Genomic DNA, 26,610 nt, shown 5'->3' with positions numbered 1-26,610 from the left:
TTAAGTAGTACTATGATGTAGCTAGAAAAGAAAGAATTCTAGCTTGATACAATATTACCAGTCTTATTTAAAGTTGTTATGGAACTATTTTCAAAATAGATAGGCCTCTTCTTTAGGCAGAAGCGTGAATCAGGAGGTTAAGTGATGAACTACAATTTAAAATATCTTTTATCAGGAATATTTGTCCTAGCCTTTATAGGTTTCCTAGTCTGGATGCGTTATTTTAATCAGAAGAAGGAAGAAGAGCATTCGGATGTGTCTTTTGAAGCGAGGTTAGATAGTGAGGTCAAGGACTTATATAAACAACTAGGATTGGGTGAGGAGCCTCATTATTTCTTAGCGTATCGCTACCTACATCCTTGGTTTGATTTGGCGATTTTACCACCAACAGTTGAAATTTTCTTAACTAAAATAGCGCTGGTGATGGTAACTCCAGATGAACTACTGATAAGAAATCTTGGGAATGGGATGACTTTCACAAGTGAGCATCATCGTGATTTGCGGCAAGGACTTATCCGCATTCCAAAATCAGAGATGAAAGAATTTGAGATTCGTAACTGGAAAAAATTTTTTGTATTTGGCGATTTTTTGACAATTAAAACAAGCCAACATAGCTATTATTTACAGGTTAGAGATGATGGACTTCAAAAGGGAAGTCTTTCTACCAAACACTTCTCCGACTTGAAACGACAAGATTTTCTCGGATTATTGACAGATAAAAGAACATTCTGATAGACAATTGCTTTAGAGTCTTATTGTAAACTTTACAAATGAGCTGTAAACACTAGAATCCATTCAGAAAGGCAATTCCTATGCAAAATAAAAATAAAATTTTAATCATTGTTTATATTTTAGCCTCGCTAATCATCAGTTTTATAATCTTTTCACTTTTGCATATTGATTTTAAATGGTGGACAACTCTGGCTATAAGTGCAGGATTTGTTTACACCTACTTAAAATTTAGTAAAAAATAAAAAGTACCTGCACCTATCTCGCTTTCGTCTCTTCACGGGAGGTATCTCTATGAAAAAAATCAGTCATCTTTGTATGCTCTTGCTCTTGTTGTGTACTACGTTTTTTGTCCTGAATGTAAATGTTACACGTGAAATAGTGCGGATTCAGGAGATGGGCAAGACAACTTATTCATTTGACTTGTACTTGAAAGATGTCACTAAACCGACAGAAACGATTCTCCAGTTTTTTGAAGAGGTTGCAAGCCAAGACAAGGTCTCTATTATCAAAGTAGATAATGGCGATGAGGTCGTCAAGGCTGGTGTTTTTGATAAGGAAACCTTTCCCTATCAGGAGTTCGGTCTTACTTCTCTTGATTTTTCAAAGAATGAGAAGGGAGTCTACAGCAACCAGGATCTTCCCGATAATCTAGGCACTATTCCCACCTTTTTAAAGGTGAAACTCATTCGACTCCAGACCTTTCAATCCTATATTGAGGATAAATCCCATACTGTAAATGGGCGCTACATGATTACCTCCAGCAAAGAGATAGATCGCGATACCATTCTACAAAAGTGGAGTGATTTTTTCCAGATAGATAAGACGATTTTATTAGAACCCACTTACCGAAGTCAGGTTGGAGTGCTAAATCAAGCTTTGTTACTATCTATCATTATCTTTATCTTGGCAATCTTGCTTGTGATTTTAATGACAGTTTATCAGCCGATGATGGAGATGAAACGAGTGGGGGTTCAAAAGTTACTTGGTTTCCAAAGTAGAGCGATTTTAGCTGGTTTTGTAAAGACTAATTTTTATCTTCTCTTGGGTGGAAGTCTTATCATTGACTTGGGACTATTTTTAGTGCTGGACTACAGACCAAAACTTCTGTTCCCAAGTTTACTCTTATCCCAATTTCTGCTTTTACAGTTGTATTTGTTCATCAGTTGGCTGACCTACCTGATGATTCAGAAAATGACAGTCAGCTCCATGTTGAAAGGTTTTTCATCTGTCAAACTTGGTCTTATCTTCAATTATGTGATGAAAATAGGGACAACTATTTTACTGACGGCCTTACTGATTGGGGTGGGCAGAAGTTTAGAACAAGAAAACAAAGAACTTGCTTATCAGCAACAGTGGGTAAGCCAAGGAAATTACCTGACCTTAGAAACCTTCAAACTCAATGATAACCTGTGGCAAGAAGAGCTAGCAGGTTCAGGGAAATCTACAGATTATTTCTACCAATTTTATCAAGACTTGCTAGCAAAAACACAAGTAAACTATGTGCGAAGTACGAGTCTTCCTATCAAACCAGTCATCAAAGCTGAACAAGTGCAGAACTACCAACTGCCTGATAAGGTAGATGTTTACTATGCTAATAGCAATTTTCTAAAGAGCAAGGGATTCAAGTTACCAGATACCGGCACTAAAAAGGTGATTTTGTTGCCAATCAGTGACAAAGGACAAGAAGGCAAGAATCAGTTCTTGGGAAAATCCATCGCCTATCTTTCTATGAGGTATGAAGATCAGCAAAAGCAAACAATAGAAGATATGGATGTAGAAATTGCCTACTATGAAGGAGATTGGTCTTTCTTCCCTTATAATAATGAGCGAAAGGAAAATCTCCACAATCCAATCATTAGTCTGGTAAATGATCAAGACATGATGTGGGAAGAAAAGACTCACTTGTCAACGACAGGTTTAAACAACCCGATGAAAATTGAAAATACAGAACAAAATCAAAAAGTGATTACAGAGTTAGTCGATAACTTATCTGATGGTAGCTATTTAAAATTTTTATCGATTCAAGCAATTCAAGAGGGGATAGTTGATACCTATCGGGATTCTGTTCGTAATTTTAACGTTCTTTTTGCCTTATTTGCTCTTCTCAGTATGATTGTCTCCTACTTTTTACTCGTTATTACTTTCTTGTTGAAGCGCAGGGATATCATTACCAAGAAGTTTATGGGGTGGAAACTGGTCGATCGCTACCGTCCTCTCCTCGTTCTGCTCTTGCTGGGCTATAGTCTCCCTCTTCTAGTCTTGATTTTCTTTGCCCATGCGCTCCTGCCACTTCTACTGTTTGCAGGTTTTACATGTTTGGATATACTATTTGTGCTAGCCTTGGCTTCTAGGATGGAGAAAAGAAGTCTAGTAGAATTATTGAAAGGGGGCATCTTATGATTGAGTTGAAAAATATTACCAAAACCATTGGGGGAAAAGTGATTTTGGATAACTTGTCTCTCAGGATTGATCAGGGAGATTTGGTAGCCATTGTTGGCAAGAGTGGTAGTGGTAAGTCAACCTTGTTAAATTTATTAGGTTTGATAGATGGTGATTATAGCGGACGGTATGAGATTTTTGGTCAGACAAATCTAGCGGTCAATTCTGCCAAGTCACAAACAATAATCCGTGAACATATCTCTTATCTATTTCAAAATTTTGCCCTGATTGATGATGAAACGGTCGAGTACAATCTCATGCTGGCGCTGAAATATGTGAAATTGTCTAAGAAAGACAAACTCAAAAAGGTGGAAGAGATTTTAGAGAGAGTAGGTTTGTCAGCTACTTTGCACCAAAAGGTCTCCGAGTTGTCTGGTGGCGAACAACAACGAATTGCAGTTGCTAGAGCCATCTTAAAACCCAGTCAGCTGATTTTAGCCGATGAACCAACAGGTTCTCTGGACCCTGAAAATAGAGATTTGGTCTTGAAGTTTCTCCTAGAGATGAATCGAGAGGGGAAAACAGTCATTATTGTGACCCACGATGCTTATGTAGCCCAACAATGTCATCGCGTCATTGAATTGGGCAAGGGGGAATGAGTTAGTTCTGCTTATTTTGACTGAGTGAATACTAAATTGTCAAATTAAGTTAGATTTTTCATGTAACTCAGAAAAACTTGGTAGGGTGATTGATAATTCGATGATTTCCTAGGAATTCTATTTATTGAGTATAGGTCATTTATGTTAGTTTCTTTCAGACAAATGTGGTGTTTATCTGAGCCTAACATAGATGGCTTTTTCTGTCTAGTTTAATTTTACAAATTGGGTCTCTCAATCTCAAAAGTGCATAGAATACTCATTACCATTACTTGAAAATTTGATAATCTTAAAGTAATTATAAGGAGGAATTACTATGTCAGCAATTACAGATAAATGGATAAAACTATTTAATAATGTCAATAATTCTCAGGAGTTAGATACATTTTTAAAGAATGTTTCAGGGAAAGGGCTCAATGAATGGGAACAACTATATAATGACTATGATGAAAGTAAAGATTTATTTATTGAAGAAGCGCTAGAACAAGGTGAATGGATGTTATATACTCCACAGCAAAGGCTTAAGACTAGAATCAATTGGTTAGATTTATATAAACCATTGTGTTATAAATATGTCCAAAAAATTTATAGCATTGTTGAAACTAAGAATTATATTTCTGATAAACAGACTTTTATAGAAGGTATTGAAACATATTTTTTTGAGATTTGTATGAATATTAGTTATCGTACAGTTGTTTTAGAAATTAATGATTTACGCAGAAATTCAAAACTTCTGGGGGAGAGTAGTGAGGATAGATATAAATACTATATAGACACTTTATTACGAGATAAAGAATATATTGTTGATTTTTATAAAAGATATCCAATGTTATATGAGGTATTAGATCAAAAATTAAAAAATATAAGTTTTTATATTCAAGAAATTTTAAATAATTTAGAAGACGACATTCAAGATATTCAGAATTATTTTAAAGTATCGAATTTACAATTATCCAAAATTAATTTTAATGCAGGTGATACTCATTCTAAAGGCAAGACAGTTTGTATATTAAATTTCAAAGATAAGGATATTGTGTATAAACCTCGTAATATGATATTGGATGTTAATTTAAAATTATTTGCAGAAGAATTTGAAAAGACATTTGGAATCTCGAATACATTATTTATCCCTAAGACTTTAACTAAGAAAGGATATAGCTATGTAGAAATGATTGAAATTCAAGAATGTTCTACTTTAGAAGATGTAAAAATATATTTCGAAAATATGGGGAAAATTCTAGCATTTTTACATTTGTTTGGTGCCAAAGATTATCATGGAGAAAATGTATTAGCATCTGGGAGATTTCCTTATTTGATTGATAATGAAACAATTCTTCATTTTAGTGAAAATGAGACAATTAATACATCTATACATAAAATGTATGACTTTGTAGCTAACTCAGTATATAGTACAGGTATTTTGCCAATGACGCTATATTCAATTAATAATAACAAAGGAATGGAAATAGGTGCATTAAATTCTGGTGCAAGAAGAGAATCTCCCTATTTAACACATCAGCTGTCTAATGTTGGCACTGATGAAATCAGAATTGAAAAAGTTTTTAAAGAGGTTGGAAGCTTTCCCAGTACTGTTAGATACGAGGGTGAGAATGTCTCTTGTTCTAATTATTTACCTCAAGTTCAACAGGGATTTGAAGAGATTTATAGAATTTTTGTTGATAATAAGTCAGTTATCTCAAAAATGATTAAGAAATATTTTAATAATTGTGAAACGAGATACATTTATAGAAATACCAATATATATGTACAGTTGCTAGAGACTAGTCATCACCCAGAACTCTTAAAAAATCGTTATGATTTTGAAATGTATTTTCTTAGATTATGTGAATATGGTGATATTTCCAATGAATTTGATAGTAAAATGATTCATGATGAGATTAATCAATTGAAAAATGATGATGTCCCAATTTTTTATTCCGATTCATCTAATAATAATATTTCAAATGGAGTTAAGGAATATATTTTATCACTTGAGGGCGAAAGTATTGTAGAGAAAATTTTAAATAGAATAAAAATAGCATCTACTTCAAACTTAGTTCGTCAGAAGAGAATTATTAATATGTCTTTTATGGGGACCGAATTATTTGTAAAAAATATTGAACCTTCTAAAAGAAAAGATCTTGGAAGAGAATTATTTGTAAAAAGACTATTATCTAGTAGGTTTGAACATAATGGCGAAATTAGCTGGTTAGCAATGCTAGCTATGGATAAAAATTATGATATATCACCTATGAAGTATGATTTATATTCAGGTACAGCAGGCATTTTACTTGGAATCAATAGTTTAAAAATCAAGGAGTTAGAAGAACTTTTTCCTGGAGTAATGAAATACACTGTTAACTACATAAAGGATTTTAGTTCTGATATTACATATCAAAATGTTGGAGCTTTTACCGGAATTTATGGCTATCTATATGCATTGTGTGTATTAAAGGAGAGTAATAAAGATATTCCTTTGGAGATTGAAACATGTATCTTTGAAACCATTTTTAGAACTAAAGATATAGTTTCAAATTTAGATAATTTAGATATTATCGGTGGGATTTCTGGTATTTTAGGTGTTTTATTGAAAGTCAATAGTACATTTAAAGGAAATTTAGATATATTAAATTTGACAGATAAGTTGATGAAACTAATTGTTCAACGTCTGCTTAAAATATATGCCGAAGAAGGGGTATGGATTTCAGAAGATCCAGGGTATGCTCACGGGAATTATGGTGTAATTGTTCAGCTATATAAATATAGTTTAAGTTTAAGTACAGATTCAAATATTAGAAAAATGATTATTCAGTGTGTACAAGACTATTTAAGGAAAGAGAGAGAGGAACTAAATCCCAATAAAGTTCTAAAAGTAAGAAAAAATGCTAAATACTACTCCTGGTGTAATGGTATTGTTGGTATTGTAAAAGCTAAGCATTATTTGTTAATTAATGGGTTATCAGATAAGTTGTTATCGGAAGAAGTGGAGTATTACAGCAGAGATATACTAATTAATGGATTAAATTTGGATAATTCAATTTGTCATGGGAATGTGGGTAATTTGGTGATTTTGGATTCAATTTTACCTGTTCAAACTAATCAATTTGAAAATGAGATACATCAGGAAAGCAATCAATATTTATTAGAAAAAATGACCTATGAAACTGATGATTGGGGTGTTTTGACAGGTGAAATGGGAATATTGATGGCTAATTATAAGGCGGGTAGAAAATGTCTTAATGAATTGCTATTATTAAATTAAGGAGGAATGTAATGAAGAGAAGAGTACCATTTATAGAACAGCATCAAAAAACAGAGTGCGGTTTATGTTGTGTAGCAATGGTATCAAGTTATTTTGATCATGAGATTTCTGTCAAAGATTTACGTAATATTCAGGAAACAGGAAGGGATGGAACAAATTTTGGAAACTTAATTGATATATTAGAAAATATTGGATTTTCTATTAAGTCGTTTCGTTATCCCAAAGAACAAATTGAAAATTTCTCTAAAATTTTGACTCCAGCAATTGCCTTATGGCAAAGTAAACATTTTGTAGTAATTGAGAAGGTAAACGAAAAATTTGTATGGGTTGTCGATCCAGAACTTGGTAGAATTAGATATAGTTTGGAAGAATTTTCAGAAGGTTTTTCAGAGTATCTAATCAGTATAGTAGATAGTTCACAAGTATCTAGGAGAAAGAGTAAAGAAAACTTTCAAGTAGTTTATAAACAGTTGTTAAAAACTTGGCCATATTTTATTCCATTGCTTTTTTTAACACTAGGTAGTTATGGAGTAAATTTTATTTTTCCTCTATGGATGCAACAAATTTTAAACGAAGTCTCAAAGGGAGTTTTTATTAAACAATTCGATTTATTACTTAGATTCTTAGTTTTTGTCTCCATATATTTTATTATCATGTTGTGCCAGAGATATTTTGCAATTATATTGACAAGTGCTATTGATGAGCGACTAAACAATAATGTGATAAGTAATCTCTTTAAGTTACCTTATAAATTTTTTTCTACTAGAAGTAGCGGAGATTTAATCTACTCAATAAATGGTTTGTCTAGAATCAGACAGTTATTTACAAATCAGTTTATACTTGGGATTTTAGATATAGGGTTTGCTATTTGCATTTTAATCTATTTTGCTAGATTTAATTATATTATATCCTTATTAGCTGTTCTATTGTTTTTTTTGAATCTTTTTATATTATTCTTGACCAGACAGAGTTTAGAACAAAGAAATAAGTCATTTATAATTTCTCAAAATGATTTACAGAATAAACAGATTGAAATGGTTTATTCTATGATGGGAATTAAAATGGAAGGTTTTGAAGACCAGACATATAAGCAGTGGAAGAGTTTATTTGATAAAAATATATATAGATATAAATGTAGTGAAATTTTTTCAGGATTTGTGAATTCGTTATTTACTATTATCACATTTATTTCACCTTTTATATTGCTGTTTGTTGCTTTACAATCAAATAGTAGTGTTGGTATAGGAAGTGTATTTGCACTTTATTCTTTAAGTACTCTTTTATTCAGTAAAACTAATAATATTTTTGAAACAGTAGTATCATTTTACAATAGTAAAACGTTTTTAGCTAGGATAGTTGAAATTTTAGAAGAAGACATGGAGGAAAATGGAGAATTAAAATTTGATTTAAAAGGCGATATTGAATTAAGAAATGTATCATTTTCATATACAAAAGATAGTAAAAAGGTTTTAGAAAATATTTCTTTAGAAATAAAACAAGGAGAGCAGGTTGCAATTGTCGGATCATCTGGTTCTGGGAAAAGCACTCTATCTAAGTTATTAATTGGTCTATATCCAGCAAGTTCAGGAGAAATATTGTTTGATAATATAGATTATGATAAATTTGAGAAAAAATACTTACGTCAACAAATTGGAATTGTACCTCAAGATATGACACTCTTTAATAAAACTATTCTTGAAAATATTATAGGTGATAATATTATTTCACAAGAAGAAGTAGAGGAAATTTGTAAATTAGTAAATATTCACGATGAAATCCAAAATATGCCTATGGGATATCATACGCTAGTTTCGGAGATGGGATTGAATTTGTCTGGTGGGCAACGTCAAAGAATTATTTTGGCTAGAGCATTAGTCAAGAAACCTCGAATTATGCTCTTAGATGAAGCGACAAGCTATTTAGATAATGTAAACGAAAAACAAATAATGAGAAAATTTAAAGAGCAGAATATTACTATAATCTTGATTGCACATCGTTTATCTACAATTATTGACTCTGATCAGATTTTTGTTATGGACAATGGAAAAATTTCTGAGAGAGGGACGCATAGAGAGCTATTAAATAATAGAGATGGTTTATACAGTCAACTTTATCAAATGAATTATTAATTTTAATAAAAAATTTCAAGTTTAAGTTATTTTGCATTAAATGAGTTGATTATGCTTATCATTTGTATCACACTTCCAAGAAAAGTAAGAATAAACTTATGTCTCAGAAGTATGGGGTTTAGTTTTATAGTATCACTCACTAAAAATATTGGAAAATGTAAAAATTGAAAAGAATTCTACTTCGTCAAGGTGTAATGACCTCAAAAGTTGAACTATTAATTTATGCTAAGGATTGAATCCTGTATTGCACAGGACTCAGTCCTTTTAATTGTGGTTTCAAGCCAGTTTTTCTCTGTGAGAAAAATTAGTCAAATAATATAGCATGACCTGAACGAAGTTCAGCGAGCGTTTTTAGACGCCGCTGGAGAGAAACGGCTTATAGCCAGTGTACAAGCCACCCGTTTTCACGGGTGGTTATGACTAGTCGAATTGCCACCGATCAACACTTTACTCAAAATGGTTTCTATTGTTTCTTGATTGAGAGCTTGAAACAAGGTAAGTTTTAATTTTCTAATACGAACTTTAAGAACAGATTATTTCTATTTTTCTGAAAAAAACGACAAGATTATGGAATTTCCAAAGAAATACTCCGTTGTGACATCAATATAGCCTCCAACTTTATTTTCTACTAGCAGTATGCTGAAGGTGTGAGAATTATGATAGATACATTGTCATAGAGCTAAATTGATTGTTCCAATTTAATTGTTCAAGCTAGCTTGACATAGATAGAAAAAGATATTTCACACGGAGTCTATTGCTATATTAGAATATCTAGCTAATCAATCTGTATTACCATTTTTAATTTTTAAATCGTTCAATATTATTGCACGATTTACTCATTACTAAAGCTATTTAGCGATGTATACTTAGTAGTGTAAAGATGATTATCTTAAAAAAAGAAAGGAGAGTTGTTTATGACTAAACATATTCATAAATGTGAAGAAATTGATAGTCTTGATTTTGAAGTAAACGAGCAAGAGCTTTCAGGCAAATCAGGTTCAGGTTGGTTTACGGCAGTTCAATTAAGTCTAGCAGGTCGTTGCGGTCGATGGTTTACAGGATCATTTGAATGCACTAGTAACAACGTAAGTTGTGGTAAATAAAAATGGGGGAAAAATGATGGAAGAAAAGAAAATGTCATCAGAGATTGATAATTTGGATTTTGAAGTAAACGAGCAAGAGCTTTCAGGTAAATCAGGTTCAGGTTGGTTTACGGCAGTTCAATTAAGTCTAGCAGGTCGTTGTGGTCGATGGTTTACTGGTTCATTTGAATGTACTAGTAACAACGTAAGTTGTGGTAAATAAAAATAGGAGAAAATGATGGAAGAAAAGAAAATGTCATCAGAGATTGATAATTTGGATTTTGAGGTAAACGAGCAGGAGCTTTCAGGCAAATCAGGTTCAGGCTGGTTCACGGCAGTTCAATTAAGTCTAGCAGGTCGTTGTGGTCGATGGTTTACTGGTTCATTTGAATGTACTAGTAATCATGTAAAATGCGGTTAACTAAGGATTAGAAAATTTTATTCTGATAAATAGTATTTGTTAAATTTATTATAAACAAGGAAAGTTTTGCGAGGGACAATATGGAAAACAAGCAATATAATTCAGAAATTGACACTTTAGACTTTGAAATTAGCGCTCAAGAATTGGAAGGAACTTCTGGTGCAGGAGGCTGGTATTCAGCATTTAAAATGACTCTAGCTGGTCGCTGCGGTCGATGTTTCACATGTTCTTATGAATGTACAAGTAATAATGTTAATTGTTAATTTAGGAAGTATATATGTTTCTTGAGATGTGAAAATTTTCCTTATTATAGTTGACAGATATAGAGTTAAATGATAAATTATAGGAGAAACAAAATGGAAGAAAATTATGTAGAAGTTGATAGCTTGCGTCATGAAATTGACAATCAAGAATTAGCAGGTAATTCTGCAGCTGGACTCAGAACAGCAATTCGAATGACTAGTCAAGGTCGCTGTGGGTGGGCTTTCACGCTTTCTTATGAATGTACGTCACCAAATGTCCGCTGTAGATAGAATGAACAAGATTGGAGAGTAAGATGGAAGGAATTATTGGAACACTTGAGTTTTATGCTCCCGTATTGATTCTAGGAGCATCTATTATTGGTATCGTCTACGTTATGAAAAAACGAAAAGAACGAAAATGATGTATATTTAAAAAGCCATACTAGTTTATGGCTTTTTTACTTGTCTTTAGAGAGATTATGCACGAATTACTCATGATATTAAAGCTCAGATTGATTATAATAGTCTTGTAAAATAGAAATGGAGGAATATTTATGTCACAATTAGTTGTAAAAAATTTAAATAAAGAGTTTGGGGAGGGAGATAGCCTAGTTCATGCTTTATCGGATGTTAATCTCTCTGTAAAGACAGGAGAATTTCTTGCTATTATGGGAGCAAGCGGCAGTGGAAAAACAACTTTGTTAAACTGTATTTCAACAATCGATAAGCCGACGTCAGGTGATATTTCCTTTGAGGGATTTGATATCATCAATGCAACAGATAATCAATTGGCAAACTATCGCTCACAAAATATTTCCTATATCTTTCAATCTTATAATTTAGTTGAAACTTTAACAGTTTATGAGAATATTGTCTTACCATTACAAATTCAAGGGAAAAAAGTTGCTGATTGTCATTTAAAAATAGAAAATATCCTAGAAAAATTATCAATTGGTCAATTACGAAATAAATTTCCCAATCAATTATCAGGAGGACAAAGACAGCGTGTTGCCACCGCACGTGCTCTAATTGATGAATCTAAACTGCTTATTGCAGATGAACCAACAGGTGCTTTAGATTCGGCTAACTCAGAAAATTTAATGGCTCTTCTGCAAGAGATTAATCAAGTTTTTGGCATTACCATTTTAATGGTGACACATGATCCGGCAGCAGCTAAGTATTCATCACGAATTATTCTATTAAAGGATGGACAAGTTACAGCAGATATGTACCGCCATTCTTTATCAAATGAAGAATACTTACAAAAAATTTATAAACATACACGATAAGGAGAAGTAGGATGTATCCAAAATTAATTCTCAGAAATGTTCAAAGAAATTTACAGACCTACACAGTTTATTTTCTTAGTTTAACGTTAATTTATAGTCTACTCTATGCATTTAATGCTTTGCCAAGTCATCCTGTTATGCAAAGTTTATCAGGTGCTAAGGAGATGATGACAACCATTATGACACAATATATGGGACTATTATCTTATGTTGTATTGAGTACAATTGCTTTTTTAGTTGTTTACTCCACTGGTTTCGTATTAGGTCGAAGAAAACAAGAGCTAGGTCTATACGCAACATTGGGGATGAAAAAACGTCATATTGTAGGAACGCTTTTCTGTGAGACAATGGTTGTTAATCTGTTTGCTTTGCTTGCAGGATTTATCTTAGGGTTAGGAGTATTGATTGTTCTAGCACATATTGCATCTAATTTTTTTATGGGGAATTATTTTGGTAATATGTTTTTTCTAGACATGAAATCAGTTAATTTATTAGGAATATCATATTTAGCAACAAGTGTAGTCATTGGTGTGATGGACATAGTTACCTTTAGAAAGCAAGCTATTATTTCTCTTATTCAAGAAAATGGTGTTAAAAGTTCTATTTTTTCGAAAGGAGAAACAAAATGGCAATTGCTACTATTTATCTTGTCGGCACTAGTTATTTGCTTTGGATGTGTCTATTTATCAGACTATACACATATTTCAATTCTTAGAAATTGGGGAATGTTACTTATAACACTGTTTGTACTAGTTATATTTATTTTTTACAGTACATTAAGTCATTCTTTGATCCGCTTAACTTATTCATTGCCAAATTGGTATTTCAAGAAATATAATTCATTTAAACTCAGACAACTATCTAAGCAAGCAGATCGTAATTCGGTGACCATATCGGTATTATCGCTTTCCTTGGCATTAGCAACTAGCTTATTGATTTTTAGTGGTAGTGCCTACAGTTCATTGAGTAATGATTTAAATAAATTTATTCCTTATGATATTGATGTGCAGATGTTTAAGGGAGAAAAATACCATCATAACAATATAGATGTAAAGAATAAGTTAAAAGAAGATGGTTTTGACTTTTCGATTATTGATAAAGAGTTTGAGTATCCAACTTATATAAGTGAATTGACTTATAAAGATATTATTGATACAAGCAATTTATGGGATTTAGATAAAGAATTAGGAGGCTCGTTCGTTAATATTGTTTCGCTTACTGATTATAATTCTTTATTAAGACTTCAAGGGAAAAAAGAAGTCAGTTTGTCAGACAATGAATTTTTAATAAATGCAAACTATAAAGGCACTAGGAAGCAGATTAGGGAATTTCTCTCTAAAACTAACGAATTGACTGTTTCCGATGTAAAGTTAAGGTCAAGTTCTAAAAGTCCTTTGGAAAATGTTTATTTTGTTACTACAGTAGAAAATAATGATCGAGGGACATTGATAGTCCCTGATAAAGTAGCGAAAAAATTGACTATTAACAGTTTACATTATGTAGCCTTATATAAAAAAGGGATTGATAAACGAAATGTTGAATCATTTTTAGAGAACTGGATTGAAAATTATTATTTTACGGATCAAGAAGGAAATCAAGCTGATTTTGTATATCAAACAAAAGTTCGATCAGCAGAACTATATCTAGGAGTTATGGGAGTCATTGTATTAGTTCTAATTTTTGTTGGAGTTATTTTTACAGTTATCACATTGAGTATTCTGTCGTTGCAGGCTTCCACAAATGCATTAGAAAGTGTTAATGATTACAATATACTTTATTTATTAGGAAATCAAAGAATGCAAAATAAAAAAATTATTTTTCAACAGATTCTCGCCTATTTTCTAATACCGTTGCTAATAGCTATTCCATTGAGTTGTTCACTTAGTAATAGCTTATTAGGCTACTTTGAAAATTTTGCAAATACAACAGTTGTAATTGATGTAAAATATTTATTGTTTATGATTGGTTTATTTACAATTTATATCTATTTTACCTATAAAATTTGTGTGAGGGCCAGTAATCAGATCTAATGAGTGAAAACCAGAATGGGATATTAGCTATCCTTATTCTGGTTTTGTGATATAATGATAACAAAAAATCATAGTAGGAAATTTTAAATATGAAGACGTGGTTAAAGAATATTTCTGATAACTCATTATTGTTATGGTGGAGCACTTTAATAAATCATTTTATATTAATGGTTTATATATACCTTAAAATTCCATTTGACTTTTCATCAACTTTTACTCAAAAATTTGCAGTTGTTTTTATTATTTTGTTGATTATTTCTACTTATATTTGTAATTTCTTAAAGTTTAAATATAGTGAATTAAAGTTGTGGCTATTACTATCTCTATTTTTAATTAGTTGGCAATTGGCTCTGAGTTTGAATGTTGAACACACATTATTCCATTTTTTAGATCTGCTTCATCCCATTAATTCTTTTCTATTAGTTTATAGTTCAGTATCTATTATTCTGTTAGGTAAAAAAATAGGTGAGGAACTATTTTTTGTAACTTTTATTGTTACGATTATTACAGAGATATCTTATTTTTTTAGTGAGCCTCTCTTTTTATTCTTATCTATATTTACATCATTTTTCATTTCTTGCTTACCTATTGTTCTGTTAATGATGTATAAAAAAGAGTTGAAATCTTTTTTAAATTACCAGAGGAAAAATTTAACCTTCCTTTCATTTTTTCTACCCGTTACTTATGTCATTTTATATATTAACACGGCTGATATTGGTATTTTAAATTTTTTATGGTATGTAGAAATTTTTTTGGTACTTGTTTCGTTCCACTTGAAAACAATTTATATGAGTTTTCAAAAAAAGATAGATGAGTTGAAACTATTATATATTGAGGCAAGTTTAAAAGTACTACTGGGGGTAAGTATCCTTTTAATTGCTACATTTATTATTGCAAGACTAGATTTAAAACAAAGTTTTATTTGTTTTAATTTACTTGTGCTGATTGTTGGATTTCTAACGGAAGAATTTATTAGATTATTTAGAGGTAAGCGGCTAACGGGTGCAAAAGATTATTTAGAAGTTTTATTTTTGAAAAGAAATAAGATGGTGAAGAATTTGTTAGCTAATGAAGATATAGAGCAACAATTCGCAGAATTTCTTCATAACGAAGTATTACAAAGTGTGATGGCTATTAAAAATTTTAATAAATATGGAGAAGATGAGAAGTTTAGAACTCAGATTGGATATGTCTCAGATGAACTAGTTCAACGTATCCGAGAGAGAATGGATTATTATCAACCAATGAGTAGTGGCAATGAGGAGTTAACTAAAAAATATACATCATTAATTGATAGAATATTGAGGAGATATGAGACTATGAAAGAAGTTGAAACAGATTTTCAGTCTGATTTTTTTCTAATGGAACCGTATGATAAGATTCTTTATCGCTTTATTGAAGAATTAGTGACTAATGCTGTTAAATATTCATCAGGACATACTATTTGGTTATCTCTCTCTGTATCTGACGATATTATTTATTTATCTTGTAAAAATAATTATGATATTTCTAGTAACCATCTTGGTTATGGGTTAAAGAATTTAGAAAATCGTGTTAGTGTTTTAGGTGGAACAATAGAAATTCAGACAATGGATGCTATGTTTCAAGTAGAAATTCAATTACCAATAGATAAGGAGCTATGCTATGAAAATTTTATTAATTGATGATCACAAGTTGTTTAGTCAGAGCATAAAAATGATTTTAGAGTTATCAGAAACAATTGAATATGTTGATTTAGTTGAAAATTTTCAATCAGTAGATGATATTGATTATAGTCCATACGATATCATTTTGATAGATATTAATTTGACTAGTATTTATGAAACAGATGGATTAGCCTTGGCAGAAGAAATGATAAAAAAAGAACGAGGTATTAAAATCGTTATTTTAACAGGGTATAGCAAAAAAATTTATGAGTATCGAGCTCAGAAGATGGGAGCCTATGCTTTTATTGATAAAAGTATCGATCCAGATAAGCTTCTTACTCAATTAAAAGGTATATATAGTGGAAAAAAGTATTTTTCGGTAGAAGAAATCGTGGATATCTTGTCTGAACGAGAGATAGAAGTGTTAGAATCGATTAGAAATGGTTTAACAATTGATGAGGTTTGTGAAACCTTATTTTTAAGTAAGCGGACTGTTTCGAATCATTTGGCAAATGTATTTTCAAAGCTAGGTGTTAATAATAGGCAGGAGGCAATCCATAAAGCAGAACTTTTAGGATATTTCTCTCCAGAGTAAGATTATCTTTTATGCCAAATTGGCATAAAACTATGAATTATGAATCAAGTAAACCATTAAGTTATGCACGATTTAAGCGCCTTGTTGGTGTTCAACGCACTACTTTTGAAGAGATGTTAGCTGTGTTAAAAACAGCTTATCAACTTAAACACGCAAAAGGTGGACGAACCCCTAAGTTAAGCCTAGAAGACCTCCTCATGGCTACTCTTCAATACATGCGAGAATACCGAACTTATGAACAAATTGCGGCTGATTTTGGCATTCACGAAAGCAACTTAATCCGTCGGAGTCAATGGGTTGAAGTGACTCTTCTTCAAAGTGGTTTTACGATTTTAAAAACTCATCTTAGTGCTGAGGATACGGTGATTGTGGATGCAACAGAGGTAAAAATCAATCGTCCTAAAAAAATCAACTAACCAATTATTCTGGTAAAAAGAAATGTCATGCTATGAAGGCTCAGGCGATTGTCACAAGCCAAGGGAGAATTGTTTCTTTGGATATTGCAGTGGACTATTGCCACGATATGAAGTTGTTCAAAATGAGCCGCAGAAATATCGGACAAGCTGGTAAAATCTTGGCTGACAGTGGTTGTCAAGAGCTCATGAAGATGTATTCACAAGCGCAAACTCCGAGGAAATCAAGCAAACTTAAGCCACTAACTCTTGAAGATAAATCCTATAATCATGTGCTATCTAAAGAGAGAATCAAGGTTGAGAATGTTTTTGCCAAAGTAGAAACGTTTAAAATGTTTTCAACAACCTATCGAAATCGACGTAAACGCTTTGGATTACGAATAAATTTAATTGCTGAAATTATCAACCGTGAACTAGGATTCTAGTTTCACAGGAAGTCTAATAGCATAAATACGCCTAGAAATGACATTTTTATGTAGTATTTCTAGGTTTTTTTGTTTTAAACTGAAAAAATTTTCAATTTAGGCTTGACAAACGATGAGGATAGTAGTATTATTTATACAACTAAAAAGAATAAACATAAAGGAGGCTTTGTTATGAATAAGATGAAGAAGGTGTTGATGACGATGTTTGGTTTAGTGATGCTCCCCCTACTATTTGCTTGTAGTAACAATCAATCGGCTGGAATTGAAGCTATCAAGTCCAAAGGAAAATTGGTTGTAGCCCTCAATCCAGATTTTGCTCCATTTGAATACCAAAAAGTGGTTGATGGGAAAAATCAGATTGTGGGTTCAGATATCGAATTAGCCAAGGCTATCGCAACAGAACTAGGTGTCGAATTGGAACTATCTCCCATGAGTTTTGACAATGTACTGGCTAGTGTTCAATCAGGTAAAGCTGACCTTGCCATATCTGGTGTTTCTAAGACAGATGAGCGGAGCAAGGTGTTCGATTTTTCAATTCCCTACTATACTGCAAAAAATAAACTCATTGTCAAAAAATCTGACTTGGCCACTTATCAGTCTGTAAACGACTTGGCGCAGAAAAAGGTCGGAGCACAGAAAGGTTCGATTCAAGAGACGATGGCGAAAGATTTGCTACAAAATTCATCCCTCGTATCTCTGCCTAAAAATGGGAATTTAATCACAGATTTAAAATCAGGGCAAGTGGATGCCGTCATCTTTGAAGAACCAGTTGCCAAGGGATTTGTGGAAAATAATCCTGATTTAGCAATCGCAGACCTCAATTTTGAAAAAGAGCAAGATGATTCCTACGCGGTCGCCATGAAAAAAGATAGCAAGGAATTAAAAGAGGCAGTCGATAAAACCATTCAAAAGTTGAAGGAGTCTGGAGAATTAGACAAACTCATTGAGGATGCCTTTAAAGCGTCCATTGAAAAATAGAAAGAAGGAAAAGAATATGAGTAAAGAAAAAGTAATTTTGGCCTATTCTGGCGGTTTAGACACATCAGTTGCTATTACCTGGCTGAAGAAAGACTATGATATTGTTGCAGTTTGTATGGATGTGGGTGAAGGGAAAGACTTAGATTTCATCCATGATAAGGCTCTCAAGGTTGGGGCAGTCGAATCTTATGTCATTGATGTTAAGGACGAATTTGCTACAGATTATGTGCTAGTGGCTCTCCAATCACATGCCTACTATGAACAAAAGTACCCCTTGGTATCTGCCTTGAGCCGCCCTCTGATTTCTAAAAAATTGGTTGAAATCGCGCATCAGACAGGAGCGACTACAATTGCTCATGGTTGTACAGGTAAGGGGAATGACCAAGTACGTTTTGAAGTATCGATTGCAGCCTTGGATCCCAATTTAAAAGTGATTGCGCCAGTTCGTGAATGGAAATGGTCTCGGGAGGAAGAAATTCATTATGCCAAGGAAAATGGGGTACCTGTTCCTGCTGACCTTGACAATCCCTACTCTGTTGACCAAAATCTTTGGGGACGTGCTAATGAGTGTGGTGTTTTGGAAAATCCATGGAATCAGGCTCCAGAAGAAGCCTTTGGCATCACAACTTCTCCAGAGCAAGCTCCAGATACGCCAGAATACATTGAAATTGAGTTTAGTGAAGGTGTTCCAGTTTCTCTCAATGGAGAAGTGCTAAAATTGGCAGATTTGATTCAAAAACTCAATGAAATAGCTGGAAAACATGGGGTTGGACGGATTGACCACGTGGAAAATCGCTTGGTTGGGATTAAATCAAGAGAAATCTATGAGTGTCCAGGTGCAGTGACCCTGCTGACAGCTCATAAGGAAATTGAGGATTTGACGCTTGTGAGAGAAGTGGCTCATTTTAAACCAATCATAGAAAATGAATTATCAAATCTCATTTATAATGCTTTGTGGTTTAGTCCGGCTACACAAGCCTTGATTGCTTATATTAAAGAGACTCAAAAAGTTGTCAATGGGACTGCAAAAGTCAAACTCTATAAGGGAAGCGCTCAGGTCGTGGCTCGGAAATCACCAAATTCACTTTACGATGAAAATTTGGCGACGTATACCAGTGCGGATACCTTTGACCAAGATGCGGCTGTTGGCTTTATTAAGTTGTGGGGACTTCCAACCAAGGTTCATTCTGAGGTTCAAAAAAGCGCCAAATAGGGCGATTGGATAGAGAGGTGGATGTGATATGGCTAAGAATACAAAATTATGGGGTGGTCGCTTTGAAGGTACTGTCGAAGACTGGGTAGAGCGCTTTGGTGCGAGTATATCTTTTGACCAGAAATTAGCTAAATTTGATGTGATTGGTTCTTTAGCCCACGTTCAGATGTTGGGTCAGACGGGCATTTTGAGTTTGAATGAGTCAGAAAAGATTCAAGAAGGGTTGAAAGAGCTTTTAGAAGAGCTAGAGGCAGGTCAACTTGACTTTGATATCGCAAACGAAGATATTCACATGAATATGGAAGTGTTGCTGACAGAAAAAATTGGTCCCCTTGCAGGGAAGTTACATACGGCTCGTTCTCGAAATGACCAAGTTGCGACAGATATGCACTTGTATCTCAAGGAGCAACTAGGCCATGTCCTAGATAAACTGGCTCATCTCAAGGGTGTTTTATTGGATTTGGCGGAAAATCATGTGGAGACGATCATGCCGGGTTATACCCATCTGCAACATGCCCAGCCTATTAGTTTTGCCCATCACCTGATGGCTTACTACAATATGTTTCAGAGAGACAGTGAACGTTTTGAATTTAACCAGAAGCATACAGACTTATGCCCTCTAGGTGCGGCAGCTTTGGCAGGGACGACTTTCCCCATTGATTGCCAATTGTCTAGCGATTTGTTAGAGTTTAAGCAACCTTATACAAATTCTTTGGATGCTGTTAGTGATCGCGATTTTATCTTAGAATTTCTATCCAATGCCAGCATACTCATGATGCACATGAGCCGTTTTTGTGAAGAAATGATCAATTGGTGTAGTTTTGAGTACCAATTCATTACCTTGTCAGATACGTTTACAACAGGTTCCTCTATTATGCCCCAAAAGAAAAATCCAGATATGGCTGAGTTGATTCGAGGAAAGACTGGTAGAGTTTATGGACATTTGTTTGGACTATTGACAGTCATGAAGTCCTTGCCCTTAGCTTATAATAAGGATCTGCAAGAGGATAAGGAAGGAATGTTTGACACGGTCGAAACGATTTTAAATTCTTTGGATGTGTTGGCAGGTATGTTATCTAGCTTGCAGGTAAACAAGGAAAAAATGCAAGAGTCGACAGAGAAGGACTTTTCAAATGCAACTGAGTTGGCAGATTATTTGGCAGGAAAAGGCTTGCCATTTAGAGAAGCTCATGAGGTTGTGGGAAGATTAGTGTTAGACTCTATCAAGTCTGCTAAAAATATTCAAGATTGGACTTTGGAGGAATTACAAACCTATCATTCCCTCATTGCCGAGGATATTTATGTCTACTTGCAACCTAAAACTGCTGTTCAAAGACGAAATTCCTTGGGAGGTACAGGGTTTGACCAAGTGAAATACCAAATTGCAGTCGCTAAGAAAGCGAATGAAGCTAAAAAGTGCTAGATTGATAGGTTCAGAATAAGAGGTTGGTCGATTGACAGCCTCTTTCTTGTCGTTAAAAAAGTGAGATATATTGACTTTTGAAAAAAATGTCATAATTGAGTTGGGATAAACGTAAAAGTCATACTTTCTCGTTAAATCGTTCGGCGATTCATGGTGACATGGACACGTAGTAGTAAGCAAACTATGTGGCTTGGCAGAGCTAAAAACTTCTGGCTTAACAATGGCTGGTATTAAGAACTAACGAACAAATAATATGTAAAGAGTCGAGGAAATCCCTCGGCTTTTTTATCTTTCCTTCGCTTGGTAATAGATCTCTACTTCTTTTTCGAGATGAGACAGTATAGAAGTTTCCTCGGTTAGCTCCAGAAGGGAGAACCCTTTTTGGATAAGTTTAGCATTATCTGTACAAATCCCAATACGGACATAGCAGATAGCCAGCCTATCGTAGCTTTTCTTATTCTTGGCGTCCTCTAGTAAAGTGTAGCAGATTTGCTTACACATGTTTTTATCTTGAGTGTATAGATAGAGTGTGGAAAGGTTTAATAGAATTGTCATTCGCAAGTCATATAAATGTTGATAGTTTTTATAGACTTCTAGGCGTTGCAATATTTTTCCAGTGATGAGATGGAGGTATTCAATGGGAAAACTGAAAAGAATGGTATTGAGGATTTTTAGATCACTCTCATACCATGTATCTTGTTTTTCAATTTTTCTCCAAAGTTTTTTGACAACCTGTTCTGCGTGATCTGATAGTTCACCTGCCCCGTGTTGACGGATATAAATGACAACTTCAAGCATATCTCTGATTTCTTCTATAGGGAGATCGTGGTGGGTCTTGAGGTAGTCTTGGCATTTTTGAAATAAATTGACAAGATCGCTGGTCCCGGTAATGGAACGCATATTGAGATAGGTTTGCATAATCTCTGTGCGTTGACTTGGTTGATAAAGTTGACAGATATATTCAAACTCTTCAAAACTCATATTGATTTGACGGAGAAGAAATTCCATATTTTCATATTTTGGGGTTGTCTTGCCACTTTCGATTTTTGATAAGCTGGTTCTTGAGAGAACACCCCCACAGACCTCTTCTTGGGTCAGCCCCTTTGACTCACGTATTTCTTTATAGACCTTTCCGAAATCATAACGCATGATTTTCTCCTTTCTGTGAAAAAAGTTAACAAATAATAAAATCTTGTTAAAAATATTGTATCATAGCAGTGTAAAAAGTAAAAAAGAAAGTCGAAATAAATTTGTGAAAAAGGTTGACATAGTTTAAAAATGGAACTAAAGATAAGAGGAGGAAGAATGAGTAGTGTAGATAAGATTCGAAAAATACACCTCATCGTGTGTTGGCTGTATATATTTTTATCATTAAGGGCGCCGCTAATTAGCAGCACAGAGTATTTCTTGCTTCTTTTTTTAGCGTTTCTCTATTCGATAGTATCGCTCCCTATATATTCAGTGAAAAATAAAATAGTATCTATCTGTCTAGCCATAAATTCGATTCTGTTAATGAGTTTCCCGATTTTAATCAATAAATATTTCCCAGGAAAGGTTTCTACTTATATCGTATTAATCAGTATTTTTATCCTGGAGTTCTTAATCTTTAATATAATTGGTAAAGATTTTGATACTAGATTAGCTAGCGAGTATAGGAAAATCAGTCAGTTTAAAAGTAAGATGTCTCAATCTCCTTGGATAAAATATTTAGAGATTTCTAGTTTTATATTAACTATATTTCCATTTATTCTTCATGGTACAGTTGCTAATCGTGTACTAACTCTTATTTTTTTGATAAAAATTTGTGTAGATACTACAATAAAGATTCTATTAAATAGAATCTTTAAGACAAGTAATGTAATGAAAAGGAGGATATTTTCTCTTTTTGTACTAGATTTGATTGTCTATTTATTTTTAGGCTATGTTTTAGCAATGCAAAAAGATGGATACCTATTTTCAATTCTACTAATTTTTTCTAATTTCTCACTTCCCTTTATCAGAGAAAAAGAGTATGAGTTATTTAAAAATAAGAAGTGAGATAGATATGGTTAAATCTTACTTCTCTTTAAAATCAAATAGTGAAAGGATATCTTATCTAGGTAACTAAGTACTATAAACAAAGTTGACTATTACCTGTTAGGAAACTATCCTAACCATGCAACGTTAAAGAGGAGAAATCTTATGAAACTCGTATCACCAAATAATTATTCTGCTATTGAGTAAGAAGAGATGAGGTGTATTGATAGGGGATTATCTCTACATAAAGACGGGGGAATGTTACAGTAAACGTAGCCACTGCTTATTTTATGGGGAATTAAATATGTTTAAACTAAGTGATAGAGTCAGAGTGGTCTTTGCTATTTTAGGAGTAAGTTCCATATTGGTTAGTATGTATCTTATACCTTTTATTAAAACTGAGAATAAATTTTGGGAAATACTTTTATTTATATTAGGTGTATTGCTAATTGGAATTGCGTTACTAAATCCCCCAAAAAATTAAATTTTAGAATAGTATTAGTGAGTGGGTAATCATTTCTTGATTGGATTTTTTAATGCTATTGATGAATGGGATGGAAAAAGTGACAATAAATTAAGAACAGGATGATAGTATTATGATGGTTGTTTTAATTTCAGTGGTTGTGGCATTTCTGTATTATGTAATTACAGAGTATTTTCAGAATAGTTATATTGACTGTATACTATTTCTAACATTGCTGATTTCCCATTTGATATGGGATTACTATTTTTTGCCCATTGAAATCTTAGTGGCATTAAGTGGAGCAAATTTGCTATCAAGATTTTTCAAAAAAAAGAGAAGTAAATAGAGTTGTTAGTGGATTGTTAAGACGAAAGGTAAAATTGGGATATTTAAAATGAAACATTTTTTTGCTGGAATTGGTGAAATTCATTTTTTGTCATTTTTAGTATATCCAATCACTAGTCCAATAATTGGACTAGTGATTGGATATACTAAAATAAATCTAATAAATTCTATTATTATAGCTCTTGGTATGATATTGACATTAATTTTGGTATTATCAAGAGTGTATAGAAAATATTTTTATAGAGACGATGATGACTAAAGTTGTTATCAATAAAGCAGGTTTTGCAACTTCTGCTATTAACAGATTTGCAACTTGGATGTCAATTGGTGATGCAATCACAACAATTTGGGCAAATAATGATATTCATCGCAGAGATCTAAACTTAAACGACTTAAGGTGATTGTAAAATGGGTATGAAAATTGAAAAAATTTTTGTTATTGTATTTTTGGCATTTCTACTAATTTCCTCTGTAACTTTTTTAGCATATGATCATGTTGATGAGGAACTAAAGAAATTAATCATTATGATTAATTTAATATTTTTGATTTTAACCATAGCAATGATAGTTTATGCAAAATTAAAAAAAGATAAGGGTGCTGTAAAATTATGATGCGTAAACTAATTGTTTTCTTACTAATGCTTCCTTTTTTAGGCTTGTGGTTAGAGTTGCATGTCTTAGTGAATAACTTGCCATTGAATTTAGAAATTCCCCTTGATTTTGTTATCAGTATGGGTCTTACTTTCTGTAGCTTGATTTTCTCAAAAATAGTTTTAGACCTAGTATATGCATTGAAAGATGTATACAAGAAAGAAGGTCTTATTACAATTTTTCCTTTTATTTTTACAGGAAAGAAGAAAGTAAATGTGCGATTCTCACCCTATTTTTCATTCCACCGTAAAAGTTTGTCTGCTGATGATTTAAAATCGAGGATTATATGGAGTTTTATTCTTGAAATAGCTATTATTCTAGTATTTATTTTAAAAATTCCTTCTGCCCTCATCGTGCTTACTACAATATTTTTTTGGAATATAATGGATATCAACCATATCGTTTTTAATAAGACGGAATTTCTTTTCAATCAAAATAAATGGCAAAAAGAAGATTCGTTTGACAGGGATTTGAGCAATACTTTAAAGGATAAAATACAAAAATCAGAGCTAAATTATTCTGACTTAATGTGTATTCTGCTGTATGATGCGATTAACCAATCTACCTTTTTAACGGATAGCGAGATCTTTGAGGATATTTTGAAAAAAATCGAAGATTCTCAGAACACCCTTCTGTGTACAGGTCTTGCCGAGTTACTGCTGTATGAGATTTCTATTAGTAACAATAATAACTGGCAAGAAAAGATTGATAAAATTAGAATACGGCTCATCAGAATCAATCAACTAGATTTTTTCTATTATACAAGTTGGTTAAGAAATAATTTTAATTTCTGTATGAATAGAGAGTATGATAAGATAAAATCACGAAGGATATTGATTAGTAATAAGAAGATAATCTAGATTCATACTGTTCGTACAACAAATGAAATAATTTCAACTAATTAGGTTTGCAAATCTGTTCATCTATAGAATATGATTAGGCAAAAAAGTATCTTATCTAGGTAACTAAGTGCTATAAACAAAGTCGATGCTCACTTGTTAGGAAACTATCCTAACCATGCTTAATAAAAAAGGAGAAAACAAATGGAACTCGTATTGCCAAATAATTATGTTGATCTTGAACAAGAAGAGATGATGTATCTTGATGGCGGAGAACCAATGTCAATTTCGGCCATTGTTGCCTTGGCTATCACAATTGGTGGCGCATCGTATAGCACAGGATATGTGTTAGGAGAAAGAGTCTACTATTCAGGATATAAAAACTCTGATTATCAAAAAAATAAGTGGGGTATTAGGGGAGCAATGCTGGTTGCATTTGGAGCAATAGGTGCAATAGTTATGCTCGGTTTTGAAAATAGATACTATGCTTTGGTTACTGGTAGAGGATAAAATGTTAAGAGTAATAGTAGTTATTCAATCTTTAGTAATAATACTGCTTGCTGTTGCTTTATTATTATCTCGGAAAAACTTTGATTCGTTAAATGTTGTTCTTATAATGATGATCGTATCACAATTGTTGTTATTAGTATATTTGATAAAATTAGGGAATCAGTGATTAGCTGTTATTTGAATTAAGTAAACTGTTAAGCTTCAAGCAGTAACTGGTTTTAAATATTTAAAATAAGATAAAGGAAGGAAGTCTAATTTAGGTAACTAAACAAAGCCTGCGATCACTTGTTAGGAAACTATCCTAACCATGATTAATAAAAAAGAGAATTTTGATGGAACTCGTATTACCAAACAACTATGTTGCTATTGAGCAAGAAGAGATGATGTATCTTGATGGTGAAGGGTGGCTTGCCTTGCTTTGTGGAGGTGTAGGTGGTGTCGCAAGCGGAATAGCAGGAGCTATAACTGGAGCGGCAGCTGGTGCAGCACTAGGGACAATAACCTTACCAGTTATTGGTACAGTTAGCTATGCATTCATTTTAGCTACTTGTGGTGCAGCAACAGGTTATATGTCAGGCTATATTACCGGCTATAATTTCGGTAGGATATTGGAAAGTAATTTAGGCTGGGACTAGTTATGAAAGATAAAAAAGTACAACTATTTGCGACTATAGTATTTATTATGAATCTATTATTAGCTATCGTGAGTTTATTTGATACTAGTATTTTTAAGCATGTTTTCCTTATAGTGAGCTATCTGGTAATCATGTTTGCCTTTCTTATCTATATTGTTGCTAATACTCAATGAAAATCAAAAAGCAAACTAGGAAGCTAGCCGCAGGTTGCTCAAAGCACTGCTTTGAGGGTGTAG

General features: G+C 33.0%; 28 protein-coding genes. 27 read left to right on the top strand and 1 reads right to left on the bottom strand.

Annotated elements, in window-relative coordinates; all coding sequences use genetic code 11:
* Positions 1-144 precede the first annotated feature (144 nt).
* From HT671_RS06065 to argH, 18 genes are all read left to right on the top strand, one after another.
* Positions 145-732, top strand: coding sequence for a hypothetical protein (locus tag HT671_RS06065; RefSeq protein WP_001108790.1), 588 nt, complete (start codon positions 145-147; stop codon positions 730-732).
* A 291-nt stretch (positions 733-1,023) separates the two neighbouring features.
* On the top strand, positions 1,024-3,132 hold the full coding sequence (locus HT671_RS06060; protein ID WP_138703218.1) for a bacteriocin-associated integral membrane family protein: 2,109 nt from the start codon (positions 1,024-1,026) through the stop codon (positions 3,130-3,132).
* The gene (locus tag HT671_RS06055; RefSeq protein ID WP_023935510.1) at positions 3,129-3,770 is read left to right on the top strand and encodes an ABC transporter ATP-binding protein; all 642 of its coding nucleotides are present in this window, start codon (positions 3,129-3,131) and stop codon (positions 3,768-3,770) included. The genes HT671_RS06060 and HT671_RS06055 overlap by 4 nt, the downstream gene beginning before the upstream one ends.
* 313 nt (positions 3,771-4,083) lie before the next feature.
* Positions 4,084-7,029 carry a type 2 lanthipeptide synthetase LanM gene (gene lanM / locus HT671_RS06050; protein WP_057487956.1) on the top strand — a complete coding sequence of 982 codons (2,946 nt, stop codon included), beginning with the start codon at positions 4,084-4,086 and terminating at the stop codon, positions 7,027-7,029.
* Between the two features lie 11 nt (positions 7,030-7,040).
* Complete coding sequence (locus tag HT671_RS06045) at positions 7,041-9,158, top strand: peptidase domain-containing ABC transporter (RefSeq protein ID WP_078156163.1); 2,118 nt, start codon at positions 7,041-7,043, stop codon at positions 9,156-9,158.
* A 914-nt stretch (positions 9,159-10,072) separates the two neighbouring features.
* Entirely contained in the window at positions 10,073-10,261 is a 189-nt protein-coding gene (gene slmA, locus HT671_RS06040; RefSeq protein ID WP_057487957.1) for a salivaricin M family lantibiotic, read from the top strand.
* A gap of 31 nt (positions 10,262-10,292) precedes the next feature.
* On the top strand, positions 10,293-10,463 hold the full coding sequence (slmA, locus tag HT671_RS06035; RefSeq protein WP_240148715.1) for a salivaricin M family lantibiotic: 171 nt from the start codon (positions 10,293-10,295) through the stop codon (positions 10,461-10,463).
* Between the two features lie 30 nt (positions 10,464-10,493).
* Positions 10,494-10,661 (top strand): salivaricin M family lantibiotic, encoded by a 168-nt coding sequence (gene slmA, locus HT671_RS06030; RefSeq protein ID WP_240148716.1) that lies wholly within the window; start codon positions 10,494-10,496, stop codon positions 10,659-10,661.
* Positions 10,662-10,741: 80 nt separating this feature from the next.
* A complete protein-coding gene (slmA, locus tag HT671_RS06025; protein ID WP_078156164.1) occupies positions 10,742-10,924 on the top strand; it encodes a salivaricin M family lantibiotic in 183 nt (60 codons plus the stop codon).
* Between the two features lie 93 nt (positions 10,925-11,017).
* Positions 11,018-11,194 carry a salivaricin M family lantibiotic gene (gene slmA / locus HT671_RS06020; protein WP_057487960.1) on the top strand — a complete coding sequence of 59 codons (177 nt, stop codon included), beginning with the start codon at positions 11,018-11,020 and terminating at the stop codon, positions 11,192-11,194.
* 263 nt (positions 11,195-11,457) lie between these two features.
* Positions 11,458-12,192 (top strand): ABC transporter ATP-binding protein, encoded by a 735-nt coding sequence (locus HT671_RS06015; RefSeq protein ID WP_023945195.1) that lies wholly within the window; start codon positions 11,458-11,460, stop codon positions 12,190-12,192.
* Between the two features lie 11 nt (positions 12,193-12,203).
* Entirely contained in the window at positions 12,204-14,222 is a 2,019-nt protein-coding gene (locus HT671_RS06010) for an FtsX-like permease family protein (RefSeq protein ID WP_172923088.1), read from the top strand.
* Between the two features lie 89 nt (positions 14,223-14,311).
* Complete coding sequence (locus HT671_RS06005) at positions 14,312-15,886, top strand: ATP-binding protein (RefSeq protein WP_023945192.1); 1,575 nt, start codon at positions 14,312-14,314, stop codon at positions 15,884-15,886.
* Positions 15,867-16,463, top strand: coding sequence for a response regulator transcription factor (locus HT671_RS06000; RefSeq protein ID WP_023945190.1), 597 nt, complete (start codon positions 15,867-15,869; stop codon positions 16,461-16,463). Before HT671_RS06005 ends, HT671_RS06000 begins: the two co-directional genes overlap by 20 nt.
* Positions 16,464-16,495: 32 nt before the next feature.
* A protein-coding gene (locus HT671_RS05995; protein WP_100104433.1) for an IS5 family transposase occupies positions 16,496-17,301 on the top strand; the annotation gives its coding sequence in 2 pieces (ribosomal slippage) (positions 16,496-16,870 and positions 16,873-17,301; 804 coding nt in all).
* A gap of 171 nt (positions 17,302-17,472) precedes the next feature.
* Positions 17,473-18,279 (top strand): ABC transporter substrate-binding protein, encoded by an 807-nt coding sequence (locus tag HT671_RS05990; RefSeq protein ID WP_050223629.1) that lies wholly within the window; start codon positions 17,473-17,475, stop codon positions 18,277-18,279.
* Positions 18,280-18,295: 16 nt separating this feature from the next.
* A complete protein-coding gene (locus HT671_RS05985; RefSeq protein WP_172923087.1) occupies positions 18,296-19,492 on the top strand; it encodes an argininosuccinate synthase in 1,197 nt (398 codons plus the stop codon).
* A gap of 28 nt (positions 19,493-19,520) precedes the next feature.
* On the top strand, positions 19,521-20,915 hold the full coding sequence (gene argH / locus HT671_RS05980) for an argininosuccinate lyase (RefSeq protein ID WP_138703220.1): 1,395 nt from the start codon (positions 19,521-19,523) through the stop codon (positions 20,913-20,915).
* A 285-nt stretch (positions 20,916-21,200) separates the two neighbouring features.
* Here argH and HT671_RS05975 read toward each other — a convergent pair whose 3' ends face one another.
* Complete coding sequence (locus HT671_RS05975) at positions 21,201-22,064, bottom strand: helix-turn-helix transcriptional regulator (RefSeq protein WP_172923086.1); 864 nt, start codon at positions 22,062-22,064, stop codon at positions 21,201-21,203.
* A 156-nt stretch (positions 22,065-22,220) separates the two neighbouring features.
* On the opposite strand from HT671_RS05975, the gene HT671_RS05970 reads away from it, so the two are divergent.
* The 9 genes from HT671_RS05970 (at position 22,221) to HT671_RS05945 (ending at position 26,374) form a co-directional block, all read left to right on the top strand.
* The gene (locus HT671_RS05970; RefSeq protein WP_138703221.1) at positions 22,221-22,952 is read left to right on the top strand and encodes a hypothetical protein; all 732 of its coding nucleotides are present in this window, start codon (positions 22,221-22,223) and stop codon (positions 22,950-22,952) included.
* A 283-nt stretch (positions 22,953-23,235) separates the two neighbouring features.
* Positions 23,236-23,415, top strand: a complete 180-nt coding sequence (locus HT671_RS12055; RefSeq protein ID WP_138703222.1) for a hypothetical protein — start codon at positions 23,236-23,238, stop codon at positions 23,413-23,415.
* 112 nt (positions 23,416-23,527) lie between these two features.
* Complete coding sequence (locus HT671_RS11640; RefSeq protein WP_138703223.1) at positions 23,528-23,740, top strand: hypothetical protein; 213 nt, start codon at positions 23,528-23,530, stop codon at positions 23,738-23,740.
* Between the two features lie 48 nt (positions 23,741-23,788).
* Complete coding sequence (locus HT671_RS11635; RefSeq protein WP_050971569.1) at positions 23,789-23,998, top strand: hypothetical protein; 210 nt, start codon at positions 23,789-23,791, stop codon at positions 23,996-23,998.
* Positions 23,991-24,140, top strand: coding sequence for a hypothetical protein (locus tag HT671_RS05965; protein ID WP_000170231.1), 150 nt, complete (start codon positions 23,991-23,993; stop codon positions 24,138-24,140). Before HT671_RS11635 ends, HT671_RS05965 begins: the two co-directional genes overlap by 8 nt.
* Positions 24,141-24,147: 7 nt before the next feature.
* Positions 24,148-24,351: a hypothetical protein gene (locus HT671_RS05960; protein ID WP_000525455.1), complete on the top strand. Its 204-nt coding sequence runs from the start codon at positions 24,148-24,150 to the stop codon at positions 24,349-24,351.
* Entirely contained in the window at positions 24,348-25,250 is a 903-nt protein-coding gene (locus tag HT671_RS05955) for a hypothetical protein (protein WP_000984724.1), read from the top strand. Before HT671_RS05960 ends, HT671_RS05955 begins: the two co-directional genes overlap by 4 nt.
* 183 nt (positions 25,251-25,433) lie before the next feature.
* Positions 25,434-25,739, top strand: coding sequence for an SPAR17_0115 family bacteriocin-like peptide (locus tag HT671_RS05950; RefSeq protein WP_000424423.1), 306 nt, complete (start codon positions 25,434-25,436; stop codon positions 25,737-25,739).
* 332 nt (positions 25,740-26,071) lie between these two features.
* Entirely contained in the window at positions 26,072-26,374 is a 303-nt protein-coding gene (locus HT671_RS05945) for a hypothetical protein (RefSeq protein WP_000424403.1), read from the top strand.
* Positions 26,375-26,610: the final 236 nt, after the last annotated feature.

It is taken from the genome of Streptococcus sp. 2741 (assembly GCF_013276315.1).
Classification (GTDB): Bacteria; Bacillota; Bacilli; order Lactobacillales; family Streptococcaceae; genus Streptococcus; species Streptococcus pseudopneumoniae.
The sequence above is the reverse complement of the archived record's forward strand: the minus strand, read 5'-3'. Positions and strand labels throughout refer to the sequence as shown.